Raw genomic sequence first — 11,824 nt, forward strand, 5'->3', positions numbered from 1 at the left:
CACCTTTCCCCTTCCAAATCGGCGGCAAAGGGCACACATCTAGGCAAAGCCATCGAACCGGACCCACATGATCCTGCGCCTTACCACCCTCTCGCTCTTGATCCTTTACCCCATCGCCTGGTTTGCGCCGCTGATGCGCGCGGGGCTACTGCCCCTGTTCGGCCTTTCCGAGGTCAGCGTCATCACCGGCCTGCAATCCTTGTGGGGCAGCGACGTGGTGCTGGCGCTGCTGGTCACCTTCTTCGCGATCTTCGCCCCCTACCTCAAGACCATCGGCCTTGCGCTGGTGCAATGGAACCTGCTCGATCCCCGCGCCCAGCCGGTGCTGCATGTCCTGGGGAAGCTCGCGATGGCGGATATCTTCCTCATCGCGCTCTATATCACCATTGCCAAAGGCATCGGCTATGTCACGATTGAGACCGGCTGGGGCCTCTACATGTTCTCCGCCTGCATCCTCGCCTCTTTCGCTCTCGGCCTCATCACCGAACGCCACCTCCGATCAGATCCGGGTCAATGACGGCGCCCCGCGCCGCCTTGCGCAGCAAGGTCGCAGATCGTTGACGCGGATCTGATCACTCACACACTCGAAATCGCGCCTTCAGGACAGACCTGCCCCTGAAGCGCTTCCCCAGCAAATCTTCCGCGCCGCGACAGCGGCGCCCCCTTACCCCACGGCACCGCTGCCGCGGTACATTCCCGATCCGATGGCACCGCTACCGCGGTGCCGGGCCCAACCGGAGCGGATCCCCAAAGGGGATCGCGCAACGGGCGGGAGCACCGCCTTCCAGGCTTGAACAAACCCTGAACATGAGGCAGAACAGCCGCATGGCAAAATCATCTTCCTTCTCCTGCTCGGCCTGTGGCGCCAGCTTCTCCAAATGGTCCGGCCGCTGCGAAGGCTGCGGCGAATGGAACACCATCACCGAGGACAAGGGCCTCTCCTCCGGCGGCCCGGCCAAGAAATCCCTTGGGATGCGGCGCGGCAGGACCATCCCGCTCACCGATCTCGCGACCGAGGAAACCCCGCCACCACGCAGCCATTCCGGCGTTGGCGAACTCGACCGGGTGCTGGGCGGCGGGCTGGTCGCAGCCTCGGCCATTCTGGTCGGCGGCGATCCCGGCATCGGCAAGTCGACGCTGCTGCTTCAGGCCGCTGCGCGTTTTGCCGAGGCAGGCGTCAAAACCGTCTATGTCAGCGGCGAGGAAGCCAGCGCCCAGGTACGCATGCGCGCGCAGCGGCTTGGCCTTGCACAGGCGCCGGTAAAGCTCGCCGCCGAAAACAACCTGCGCGATATCCTGACCACGCTGGAAGCTGAACGTCCGCAGCTCGCCATCATCGATTCCATTCAGACAATGTGGGCCGACCACGTCGACAGCGCGCCGGGCTCGGTCAGCCAGGTGCGCGCCGCCGCGCATGAGTTGACGACCTTTGCCAAATCCAACGGCATCTCAATCATCATGGTTGGCCATGTCACCAAGGAAGGCCAAATTGCCGGTCCCCGCGTGGTCGAACATATGGTCGATACCGTGCTTTATTTCGAAGGCGAGCGTGGTCACCAGTTCCGCATCCTGCGCGCGGTGAAGAACCGCTTTGGCCCCGCGGATGAGATCGGCGTCTTTGAGATGACCGGCGCCGGTCTTTCGGAGGTGATCAACCCCTCGGCCCTGTTCCTCTCCGAACGCGGTCAGCCCTCGCCGGGCTCAGTCGTCTTTGCCGGTATCGAAGGCACCAGGCCGGTTCTGGTGGAACTGCAGGCCCTTGTCGCCCCATCGCCGCATTCGCAGCCGCGTCGCGCCGTGGTGGGCTGGGACTCATCGCGCCTTGCGATGATCCTTGCGGTTCTGGAGGCGCGCTGCGGCATTCCCTTTGCCGGGCTTGATGTCTATCTGAACGTCGCAGGCGGCATGAAAATCTCAGAGCCTGCTGCCGATCTGGCGGTGGCAGCAGCATTGCTAAGCGCCCGCGAGGATACGCCACTTCCCGCCGATACCGCAATATTCGGAGAAATCTCACTATCTGGTGCCCTCAGACCGGCGCCTCAGACCGAAAACCGGTTGAAAGAGGCGCAAAAACTTGGTTTCACCTCAGCCATTGCCCCCGGCGGCGGCAAATCCGTATCCGTGAAAGGCCTTTCCCAGCGCAAGGTCAGTGATCTAACCGGTTTTGTTGGCGAATTCTTCGGGGCCGGCTAAAGTCGCCGAAAGAATTTTACTGCGGGCTAACGGGCGAGGGACATGGAAGGTTTCACCATTATCGACGGGGTCGTGGCCCTGGTCATCATTGTATCGGCATTGCTTGCCTATTCACGCGGCTTGGTACGCGAAGCGATGGCAATCGCCGGCTGGGTTGCCGCGGGCGTGTTGGCCTTCATGTTTGCGCCGCAGGTCGAACCCCTGATGGCGGAAATCCCGGTGCTGGGTGAATTCATCGCCGACAGTTGCGAACTCTCGATCATCGCAGCCTTTGCCGCGGTCTTTGCCCTGGCGCTGATTGTCGCCGCCTTCTTTACTCCGCTCTTTGCCTCGCTGGTACAACGCTCGGCGCTTGGCGGGCTGGATCAGGGGGCTGGCTTCTTCTTTGGGGTGCTGCGCGGCATCCTTTTGGTGGCCATCGCCTTCTTCCTCTACAATGTGGTGATGACCGGTCAAAGCTTTACCATTGTTGACGAAAGCCGCTCTGCTGTCGTGTTCGAACGCATGATCGGAAAGATCGAAGCGCGCAACCCCGAGCAGGCGCTTGGCTGGGTCACTCAGCAGTATGAGGCCCTGATCGGCGCTTGCGAAGGCTGACACGCGGCCATCGCAGCACTGTGAACAGTTTCGAAAGGGCGCCCTATGGGCGTCCTTTTTGCTTTCATATCAAAATCATAAGGCCCCAACCCCGCGCAATTTTTGCCCTCACTCCGCGCCGTTGCACGGTTTGCGCGTCGATTCGTGTCTGAACAGGGCGCCCGGAATCACGCCCCAGTCACGTTTTTGAATTTCACCCGCTGACAAGGGCCAAAAGTTAACAAAACCTGTCTCTACACGGGTAAATCGTTAACAATCCCAGCCAAAATCGCCGTTTTGTCCCCAGAAAATCGTTCAAATTCTAAATTGGCCGCACCCTTGCCCCATTTTCGGCCCAATTCGGGGGCCACATAGGATCAACGACAGGCAGAAAGCCACTATCACTCAGAAGGGACACGACATGTTTCTGGATCATTTCAACTCTTTCGCTGACTACCAGCCGGTGGACATGCTGTTGGATTTTCCGATGTTCCAGAGCGCGCCCCTGCAGTACACCCCGGCGCAGAGCCGCAGCGGCGGTTTCCTGCCCTCGACACTGGTTGAAACCGACCGTGGCTTTGTACAGGCCCGCGACGTCAAGCCCGGCGACATGATCTACACCTATGATGGCGGCGCGCAGGAAGTGAAAGACGTGAGCCATGCGGTGCCGCGCCTCACCACCCTGATGCATGTGCCCGCTGGCGCCCTTGGCAATGACACCGACCTTCTTCTGCCCGCCGATCTGACCGTTGCACTGGAACTGGACGCTGCCGAGCGCCTGTTCGGTGTGCCGCTCATCACGGCCAAGCTGATCTCCCTGTCGGGTCACAAGGGCATCAAGGCCGCAGCGCCGGAAAGCATCGGCCGTATTCACATCACCTGCGACGAAGAAGAACTGCTCTGGGCCGAAAGCGGCATGCTGGTTCTGGCTGGTGACGGTGGCCTTGACGGCGCCTTCTGCGAGCTGTCGCTCAGCGAAGTGCGTCAGGTTCTGGCCAGCGAAGACGGCCGCGCCCTGGCCCTGACCGGCATGGGCAGCGAAGACGCACGCTTTCCCGCGCCCTTCGACGATATTTTTTCCCCAGCTCTGGCGGCCTAAAGCGCCTGTGTTACCCCGGCTTTCGACCACAGGATGCTGCGGTTTGCCACGGATGTCGCCTCAGACTTCGCCTTTTATCCGGGCAGCAACCGGGCGCGACAAATAAAGCTTTGCCGAATTCAATTGTGATCCTTTGATGACATCCGCTGCCTAAGGCACTATGTGAGGGCCATCACTCAATCCCGGATTCGGAGCCACACGCCTTGCCGATGCCGCAGATGCCACCCGCACACCCCTTTGATGACGACAAACTCCGCGAAGAATGCGGCGTGTTTGGCGTCGTAGGCGTTCAGGACGCCGCCAATTTTGTCGCCCTCGGCCTGCACGCCCTGCAGCACCGCGGCCAGGAGGCAGGCGGGATCGTCTCCCATGATCCTGTCGAGGGCTTTAACAGCGTGCGCCGCTTTGGCTATGTGCGCGACAACTTCACCTCGCAGGATGTGATGGCCACGGTACCCGGCCCGCTGGCCATCGGCCACGTGCGCTACTCCACCGCCGGCTCCAAAGGCCAGACCGCGATCCGCGACGTGCAGCCCTTCTTTGGCGAATTCGCCATGGGCGGCGCCGCCATTGCCCACAACGGCAATATCACCAATGCCAACGCCCTGCGCCGCGAGCTGATCGAGCGGGGCTCGATCTTCCAGAGCTCCTCGGACAGCGAATGCATCATCCATCTGATGGCGCGCTCCATGGGGCGGTCGATCCCCGACCGCATGGAAGAAGCCCTGCGCAAGGTCGAAGGCGCCTTTTCCGTCGTCGCCATGACCCGCACCAAGCTGATTGGTGTGCGCGACCCGCTGGGCGTGCGCCCGCTGGTCCTCGGCAAGATTGGTGATGGCTACGCGCTCAGCTCGGAAACCTGCGCGCTGGATATTATCGGTGCCGAGTTCATCCGCGAGATCAAACCGGGTGAGATGGTGGTGATCAACGACGAGGGTGTGCAAAGCCACTTCCCCTTCCGTCCCCAGCCGTCGAAGTTCTGCATCTTCGAACATGTCTACTTCTCGCGCCCCGATTCGATTCTCGGTGGCCGCTCGGTCTATGAAACCCGCGAGGCGATTGGGCGGGAACTTGCCAAGGAAAACCCGGTCGACGCCGACCTCGTCTGCCCGGTGCCTGACAGCGGCACACCGGCGGCAATCGGCTATTCGCTGGAATCGGGAATCCCCTATGCGATGGGGATCATCCGCAACCAATACATGGGCCGGACCTTCATCGAGCCGACCGAACAGATCCGCAATATGGGCGTGCGTCTCAAGCTGAACGTCAATCGCGCCCTGATCGAAGGCAAGCGGGTCATCCTGGTGGACGATTCCGTGGTGCGCGGCACAACATCCCGCAAGATCAAGGAGATGATCCTGGATGCCGGCGCCAAGGAGGTGCACTTCCGCATCGCCTCTCCGCCCACTGCATGGCCCTGTTTCTACGGTGTCGACACCCCAGACCGGGACAAGCTGCTCGCTGCCTCGATGAGCGAGGAACAGATGGCAGAACACCTGGCCGTGGACAGTCTCAAGTTCATTTCGCTGGATGGTCTGTACCGCGCCGTCGGTCAGTTCCAGGGCCGCGACAAAGCCTGCCCGCAATACTGCGACGCCTGCTTCTCGGGTGAATACCCGGTCACCCCGTCGGATATGATCGACCGGGGGTTTGAAATGAAACCCGCAGCAGAGTAAGAGAGCCGCGAACAGATATAGGGAGGGCGCTGATCCGTGTGATCGGCGCCCTTTCCTATGGTTCCGGACAACCGTCCGGACGGCACAAGCCGAAGACCACGACCCGAAGACCACGAAAGGCCATTCCTTGGACGCCCATCTTGCTCGAATGCTGACCTCTGCGCGCCAGTGCCGTTGTTGCGGTGCCACCTTTGCGCAATTGCTGAGCCTCAGTTGCGACCGGCCGGACGTCTGCCCCGATGATCTGGTGGTACAGGACAACTCCGCGGTGCTGGAAGAACGCGGCGATGTGCTGACCGAGGATTTTTGCCGCTATGGCAAACTGCGCTTTGTGCGCGCCGTTCTGGCCCTGCCGCTGGCCGATAGCCGTGGCGCCGAATTCCTGCTGGGCACATGGGCCAGCCTCAACGAGGATGACTTTGACGCCTATCTCGACCTGTTCGACATGCGCGAAACCGAAAGCATGGGCAGCCGCCCGGCCTGGCTTGCCAATGCCATTCCGCCCGAAAGCGGCACCCCGGTGGCCTGCATGCTGCATATGCGCCCCGAAGGCGAATACCCCGAACTGCAAGTCTCGGAGTCCAACAACGCTCTGGCCCGGCTGCAGCAGACTGGCGTGCAGCTCGAAGAACTGTTGGAGCTACTCTACGCCTATGGCCACGACCTGCCCTCTCTCGTCTATGACTCCTGATCCCTGATACCGCCCCGTGGGGTGGCCCGACACCACGACGCGACCATCCGCCGTGACTGGCCCGCTGCCCGGGCCACCCGGGCGGACGACTTCCACCAAGCTTGCAAAGCAAACACTCCGAATGACAAAGACACGTACATCGACACCGGCCCAGGTGGCCGCAACCGCTACGCAGCACGTAGAGGCCCCCGAGGGCCGCATCGCCCTCCTTGGTATTTTCGGCTCCGAAGACAATCTGTCGGCGCTGGTGCAGTTTCCAGGTGGGCGCACCCGCAAGGTGACCACCGGGCAGCGCCTCGGTCGGTCCGAGATCATCGCCATCGACAAGCGCGGCCTGCTGATCCGCTCCGGCAATACCACGGTGCAGATGACCATGCCCGGCAGCTAATCTGCCGCGCATCAGCCCCTTGACCCGATGCCTCAACAGGCCCAAAAGGCGGACATGACACAGAAACTTGCTCTTATCACCGGCGCATCGCGCGGCCTTGGCGCAGCTCTGGCCGAGGCGCTTGCCCCGACGCATCACATCGTTGCCGTGGCCCGCACCACCGGCGCTCTGGAAGAGCTGGACGACCGGATCAAGGCCAAGGGCGGCAGCGCCACGCTGGCGCCGATGGACATCACTGTCCCCGAGGCCATGGCAACCCTCTGCCGCGGCATCCACGACCGTTGGGGCCAGCTGGACCTTTGGCTGCATACCGCCATCCACGCAGCCCCGCTCAGCCCGGCGCCATTTGTAGCGCCCAAGGACTGGGAAAAATCCGTTGCGGTGAACGCTACCGCGACCTCGGTGCTGATCCCCTATGTGGCGCCACTGCTGGGACAGACCGGGCGGGCGGTATTCTTTGACGATCCGCGCGGTGGCCAGAAATTCTTTGGCGCCTATGGCGCAACCAAGACCGCGCAGATGGCGCTGGCACGCAGTTGGCAGGCCGAAAGCGTCAAAACTGGTCCGCGGGTCGAGATCTTGCAGCCGCAGCCGATGCCAACCGCCCTGCGCGCACGTTTCTTCCCCGGTGAAGATCGCGAGGCGCTGACACCAGTACAGGATGAGGCCGCACGCCTGCTGCCCCTGATCCTGAACGACGACTAAGCGACAGCATCAGCGGGAACCAGCCAAATCGCGGCTCCCGCCCCCGCTCTCTCATATCACAGATATACGGATCGGCGTTGGGCCGGGCGCCGCGCCAGCGCCGCGGCGCGGTTGCGCCTTATCCCGTCCGCTCCTCCTGCCCCGCAGGCGTCAGCCTGCCGGGCCCAACTGTGCGGGGGGAATTCGCAGAATGCTCCCAAAGCAGGCGGGAGCGACCCCGGGTGCGGGTGAAACCTGACCTAGCCTGTAGCAAGCTGTGGCGCCTTTGCCCCGTTCCTCACTTCGCGCGCAGGCCTTCCGTGAAAGACTTGCCCCCTCATTCCCCACGTCCTATTCAGATCAAAACCATGACAGGGGAACGTGATGCGCATTCTGGTGACCAACGACGACGGGATCAACGCTCCGGGGCTGACGGTTCTGGAAGCCATTGCGCATGAGGTTGCCGGACCAGATGGGGAAGTCTGGACCGTTGCCCCCGCGTTCGAGCAATCCGGCGTCGGTCACTGTATCAGCTACACCCGCCCCTCGATGCTGAGCCAGCTGGGCGAGCGCCGCTTTGCCACCGAAGGCTCTCCCGCCGACTGCGTACTGGCTGGCGTGCACGTGGCGATGGAAGATGTGATGCCGGATCTGGTCCTGTCGGGGATCAACCGCGGCAACAATTCCGCCGAGAACGCGCTTTATTCCGGCACCCTTGGCGGCGCGATGGAAGCAGCCTTGCAGGGCATTCCGGCGATGGCGCTGTCGCAGTATTTCGGGCCGCACAACGCGCAGCTCGACAATCCTTTCGAAGCCTCTGCCGAACATGGCGCCGCGCTGATCCGCGACATTCTGAAGGCCAGCCCGCAGGAGCCCACCGAAGGCTACCGGCTGTTTTACAACATCAACTTCCCGCCAGTGCCCGCCGCCGCCGTCAAGGGCGCCCGCGCCGTGGCCCAGGGTATGCGCCATGGCACCCGGTTCTCGGCCCAGGAGCAGCAATCGCCGAACGGGCGGCGCTATGTCTGGATCAAGGGCGGCGATCAGCACGTGCACACCGCGCCGGACACCGATGCTTCGGTCAATCTGGACGGTTATATCTCGGTCACCCCTATGCGCGCGGACCTGACCGCCCATGACGCCCTCCACGCGCTCAAGGTTCTGGAATGACCGCGCCCGATCCCGAAACCAAGATGCAGTTCCTTTTTGCGCTCCGCTCCCGCGGGGTCACCGATAGTCAGGTCCTTGAGGCCATGGAGCAGATCGACCGTGGCCCTTTTGTGCGCGGGATTTTTGCCGAACGCGCCTATGAGGACATGCCGCTGCCGATCGCCTGCGGCCAGACGATTTCGCAGCCGTCGGTTGTTGGACTGATGACGCAGGCGGCGCAAATTTCGCCGCGCGACACGGTTTTGGAGGTCGGCACCGGCTCTGGTTATCAGGCGGCAATCCTGTCGAAACTGGCGCGCCGGGTCTATACCATCGACCGCCACGCCCGGCTGGTGCGCGAAGCCCGGGCCCTGTTTGATGCGCTGCACCTGCCCAATATCACCTCGCTGGTGGGCGACGGCAGCCATGGTCTGCCGGATCAGGCGCCGTTTGACCGCATCATCGTCACCGCCGCCGCCGAGGATCCGCCCGGCCCGCTGCTAGCGCAGCTGAAACCCGGTGGCATCATGATCGTTCCGGTGGGCCAGTCGGACACGGTGCAAACGCTGATCCGGGTGCGCAAGTCCGAAACCGGCCTTGAATATGACGAATTGCGCCCGGTTCGCTTCGTGCCCCTTCTTGAGGGCCTGGGAAAAGACACGTAGATAGGGGAAAAGCCACCGCATCAGGGCAATGCCTCCTTTCCCGGATCCTGCTCTGTCGCAGTGAACAACAAAAGACGCCGACGTTGCGGCCCTGCCCGGAGCTTCCTGATCCGAACCGGCACGGGCGCCAGCTCCAAATGACGTGTTCCGAGGAGAGCGAGATGACACAGAACGCCCCCATCCTGTCCCGACGCGTGGCAAAGACCTTGGCGATATTGCCAGTCGCTGCCCTACTTGCCGCCTGTGACGGGCCGCTGGATTATGACCTGAGGGGGCAGATCGGCGCCTTCAACACCACTTCAGCAGCCAAAAGCGCCACCAGCGACCGCCCGGCTCCGGATGCACGCGGGTTGATCACCTATCCCTCCTATCAGGTGGCCGTCGCCCAGCGCGGCGATACGGTGGCTGATGTGGCAACCCGGATCGGCCTGCCCAGCGGTGAAGTGGCACGCTTCAACGGCATGCAACCGGGTGATACCCTGCGCAAAGGCGAGGTTCTGGCCTTGCCGCGCCGCGCGCCCGATGCGCCGGTAACGGCAGGAACCGCCCAGCCCGGCGGCGTCGACATCGCCTCGCTGGCTGGACAGGCCATCGACCAGGCCCCCGAAACATCGCCCAACCCCGGATCGGTCACCACGACCGAGCTGAAACCGACGCCCCGCCCGGCCCCGACCGAGGTGCAGGACGGCCCCGAGCCGGTGCGTCACAAGGTGGTCCGCGGTGAAACCGCCTACACGATCTCACGACTCTATCAGGTGCCGGTCAAGGCGCTGGCCGAATGGAACGGTCTGGGCAGTGATTTCTCCATCCGCGAAGGCCAGTATCTGCTGATCCCGCTGAAGGATCAGAGCGCCCCGGCACAGCCCGCCGCAGAAATCACTCCACCCGGCGCAGGCAGCGCCACGCCAACACCGCCGAGCGCCACCAAACCGCTACCGGATGAGGATATCGCCCCGGCTGCGGAAGAGGTCGCCCCGCTGCCCAAGGTCGAGGTGCCGGAGCCGACGCGCAAGAATGACGCCGCCATGGCCTATCCCCTGCAGGGAAAGATCATCTCGACCTACTCCAAGGGGCGCAACGAAGGCATCGATATAGCCGGGGCGCCAGGCGCTGCGGTCATGGCTGCAGATGCCGGTACCGTCGCCGCGATCACCAAGGATTCAAAGAACATCCCGATCATCGTGGTGCGTCACTCCAACAAGCTGCTGACACTGTATGTAAATATCACGGAAATCTCGGTGAAGAAGGGCGACAAGGTCACCCGCGGCCAGCCCATCGCCAAGCTGCGCGATGGCGACGATGCCTTCCTGCATTTCGAGGTGCGCAATGGCTATGAAAGCCTGGATCCGCTGCCCTATCTGAACTGACTCTTGTCCCGCGGCGTCAGGGCCTGCACGGTCAGTCTTCTTCGGACTGACCACCCTCCCGGTTGCCCGCGAAGTGCTGCATCTGCGCAAACTCAGGCAGCCAGCTTTCCCGGCGCCGGGTCCAGAGTTCATACTCCGGCACCAGCTTATCCGGCGCGTCCAGCGCGCCGAGATGCAGCTCAATCTCATCATCCGTGCGGGCAAAGACGGATGAGCCGCAGCGCGGGCAGAAATGGCGCCCCTCATAGGCGCGGGTTTCTCCGGTGACGGACACCGCATCTTCAGGAAACACGGCGGCTGCATAGAACAGCGCGCCGTGGTGTTTGCGGCACTCAAGGCAATGGCAGATCCCCACCCGGCGCGGCCTGCCCAGCGCGGTGATACGCACCGCGCCGCACAGGCACCCGGCGGAAAACTCTGCCTGCGCCCCGGCCATGGCTCAGCTCAGCGTGACGCCGTGGCGCCCGGCCAGATCGGTGAAATACTGCCAGGCCACCCGCCCCGAGCGCGCCCCGCGCGTCGCCTGCCATTCGATGGCTTCGGCGCGGATCACCTCGGGATCGGCGGTAACCCCATAGGCAGTGCAGTAGCCTTCGATCATCTCCAAGTATTCATCCTGATCACACGGGTGGAAGCCCAACCACAGCCCGAACCGGTCGCTGAGCGAGACCTTTTCCTCCACCGCTTCGGAGGGGTTGATGGCGCTGGAGCGTTCGTTTTCGATCATGTCGCGCGGCATCAGGTGACGCCGGTTCGAGGTGGCGTAGAACACCACATTCTCCGGGCGCCCTTCGATACCGCCATCCAGCACAGCCTTCAGGCTTTTGTAGTGCTGATCATCATGACTGAACGACAGATCATCGCAGAACAGCACAAAACGTTTCGAGGAGCCGCGCAGATGGTTCAACAGCCGCGCCACTGAAGGCAGATCCTCGCGCTGCAATTCCACCAGTTTCAGATCCGGGTGCTCCGCGACAAGGCTACCATGTATCGCTTTGACAAGGCTTGATTTTCCCATACCCCGCGCGCCCCACAACAGGGCGTTATTGGCGGCGGAACCTTGTGCGAAGCGGCGGGTGTTTTCCAGCAGCGTATCGCGCGAACGGTTGATCCCCACCAGAAGATCCAGATCGACGCGGTTCACCGTTTCGACCGGCGCCAGACGGTCCGGGGCCACGTGCCAGACAAAGGCCAGAGCCGCATCGAAATCAGGGGCCGCCAGCGGTGCGGGCGACATCCGCTCAAAAGCCTCGGCAATGCGCGTCAATGCATCCTCGTTCATCGGGTCCTCCGTATCGATTGTTGCGCATGACAAACCATGTTCCGACCCTAGCAA

The 11,824-nt window shown here is 62.8% G+C and carries 13 protein-coding genes; 11 read left to right on the plus strand and 2 right to left on the minus strand.

The window, feature by feature from the left end:
- Positions 1–67 precede the first annotated feature (67 nt).
- The 11 genes from SM763_RS02665 (at position 68) to SM763_RS02715 (ending at position 10,488) form a co-directional block, all read left to right on the plus strand.
- Positions 68–517, plus strand: coding sequence for a paraquat-inducible protein A (locus tag SM763_RS02665; protein WP_368997456.1), 450 nt, complete (start codon positions 68–70; stop codon positions 515–517).
- A 308-nt stretch (positions 518–825) separates the two neighbouring features.
- Entirely contained in the window at positions 826–2,193 is a 1,368-nt protein-coding gene (gene radA, locus SM763_RS02670) for a DNA repair protein RadA (protein ID WP_368997457.1), read from the plus strand.
- A gap of 42 nt (positions 2,194–2,235) precedes the next feature.
- The gene (locus SM763_RS02675; protein WP_065273168.1) at positions 2,236–2,790 is read left to right on the plus strand and encodes a CvpA family protein; all 555 of its coding nucleotides are present in this window, start codon (positions 2,236–2,238) and stop codon (positions 2,788–2,790) included.
- 400 nt (positions 2,791–3,190) lie between these two features.
- On the plus strand, positions 3,191–3,868 hold the full coding sequence (locus tag SM763_RS02680) for a Hint domain-containing protein (RefSeq protein WP_065273167.1): 678 nt from the start codon (positions 3,191–3,193) through the stop codon (positions 3,866–3,868).
- A gap of 218 nt (positions 3,869–4,086) precedes the next feature.
- Positions 4,087–5,544 (plus strand): amidophosphoribosyltransferase, encoded by a 1,458-nt coding sequence (gene purF, locus SM763_RS02685; RefSeq protein WP_370570395.1) that lies wholly within the window; start codon positions 4,087–4,089, stop codon positions 5,542–5,544.
- 148 nt (positions 5,545–5,692) lie between these two features.
- Positions 5,693–6,235, plus strand: a complete 543-nt coding sequence (locus tag SM763_RS02690) for a DUF2199 domain-containing protein (RefSeq protein ID WP_274828742.1) — start codon at positions 5,693–5,695, stop codon at positions 6,233–6,235.
- Positions 6,236–6,356: 121 nt separating this feature from the next.
- A complete protein-coding gene (locus SM763_RS02695; protein WP_065273165.1) occupies positions 6,357–6,623 on the plus strand; it encodes a hypothetical protein in 267 nt (88 codons plus the stop codon).
- 54 nt (positions 6,624–6,677) lie between these two features.
- Positions 6,678–7,328: an SDR family NAD(P)-dependent oxidoreductase gene (locus tag SM763_RS02700; protein ID WP_368997459.1), complete on the plus strand. Its 651-nt coding sequence runs from the start codon at positions 6,678–6,680 to the stop codon at positions 7,326–7,328.
- Positions 7,329–7,691: 363 nt separating this feature from the next.
- Positions 7,692–8,477, plus strand: coding sequence for a 5'/3'-nucleotidase SurE (gene surE / locus SM763_RS02705; protein WP_065273164.1), 786 nt, complete (start codon positions 7,692–7,694; stop codon positions 8,475–8,477).
- Positions 8,474–9,121: a protein-L-isoaspartate(D-aspartate) O-methyltransferase gene (locus SM763_RS02710; RefSeq protein WP_065273163.1), complete on the plus strand. Its 648-nt coding sequence runs from the start codon at positions 8,474–8,476 to the stop codon at positions 9,119–9,121. Before surE ends, SM763_RS02710 begins: the two co-directional genes overlap by 4 nt.
- A 161-nt stretch (positions 9,122–9,282) precedes the next feature.
- Positions 9,283–10,488, plus strand: a complete 1,206-nt coding sequence (locus tag SM763_RS02715) for a peptidoglycan DD-metalloendopeptidase family protein (RefSeq protein ID WP_368997461.1) — start codon at positions 9,283–9,285, stop codon at positions 10,486–10,488.
- Between the two features lie 31 nt (positions 10,489–10,519).
- On the opposite strand, the gene SM763_RS02720 is transcribed toward SM763_RS02715, so the two are convergent.
- Complete coding sequence (locus SM763_RS02720) at positions 10,520–10,924, minus strand: GFA family protein (RefSeq protein WP_368997463.1); 405 nt, start codon at positions 10,922–10,924, stop codon at positions 10,520–10,522.
- 3 nt (positions 10,925–10,927) lie between these two features.
- A complete protein-coding gene (locus SM763_RS02725; RefSeq protein ID WP_368997464.1) occupies positions 10,928–11,770 on the minus strand; it encodes an ATP-binding protein in 843 nt (280 codons plus the stop codon).
- Positions 11,771–11,824: the final 54 nt, after the last annotated feature.

This window comes from Pseudophaeobacter sp. C1-32P7 (genome assembly GCF_041008775.1).
In the GTDB taxonomy this organism is placed as follows: Bacteria; Pseudomonadota; Alphaproteobacteria; order Rhodobacterales; family Rhodobacteraceae; genus Phycobacter; species Phycobacter gallaeciensis_A.

Excerpts from the sequence above, each read along its gene's own strand:
- SM763_RS02710 (WP_065273163.1), top strand. The coding sequence starts at position 8,474 with ATGACCGCGCCCGATCCCGAAACCAAGATGCAGTTCCTTTTTGCGCTC.
- SM763_RS02715 (WP_368997461.1), top strand. The coding sequence starts at position 9,283 with ATGACACAGAACGCCCCCATCCTGTCCCGACGCGTGGCAAAGACCTTG.
- SM763_RS02680 (WP_065273167.1), top strand. The coding sequence starts at position 3,191 with ATGTTTCTGGATCATTTCAACTCTTTCGCTGACTACCAGCCGGTGGAC.
- SM763_RS02700 (WP_368997459.1), top strand. The coding sequence starts at position 6,678 with ATGACACAGAAACTTGCTCTTATCACCGGCGCATCGCGCGGCCTTGGC.
- surE (WP_065273164.1), top strand. The coding sequence starts at position 7,692 with ATGCGCATTCTGGTGACCAACGACGACGGGATCAACGCTCCGGGGCTG.
- purF (WP_370570395.1), top strand. The coding sequence starts at position 4,087 with ATGCCACCCGCACACCCCTTTGATGACGACAAACTCCGCGAAGAATGC.
- radA (WP_368997457.1), top strand. The coding sequence starts at position 826 with ATGGCAAAATCATCTTCCTTCTCCTGCTCGGCCTGTGGCGCCAGCTTC.
- SM763_RS02675 (WP_065273168.1), top strand. The coding sequence starts at position 2,236 with ATGGAAGGTTTCACCATTATCGACGGGGTCGTGGCCCTGGTCATCATT.
- SM763_RS02725 (WP_368997464.1), bottom strand. The coding sequence starts at position 11,770 with ATGAACGAGGATGCATTGACGCGCATTGCCGAGGCTTTTGAGCGGATG.
- SM763_RS02720 (WP_368997463.1), bottom strand. The coding sequence starts at position 10,924 with ATGGCCGGGGCGCAGGCAGAGTTTTCCGCCGGGTGCCTGTGCGGCGCG.
- SM763_RS02695 (WP_065273165.1), top strand. The coding sequence starts at position 6,357 with ATGACAAAGACACGTACATCGACACCGGCCCAGGTGGCCGCAACCGCT.
- SM763_RS02665 (WP_368997456.1), top strand. The coding sequence starts at position 68 with ATGATCCTGCGCCTTACCACCCTCTCGCTCTTGATCCTTTACCCCATC.
- SM763_RS02690 (WP_274828742.1), top strand. The coding sequence starts at position 5,693 with ATGCTGACCTCTGCGCGCCAGTGCCGTTGTTGCGGTGCCACCTTTGCG.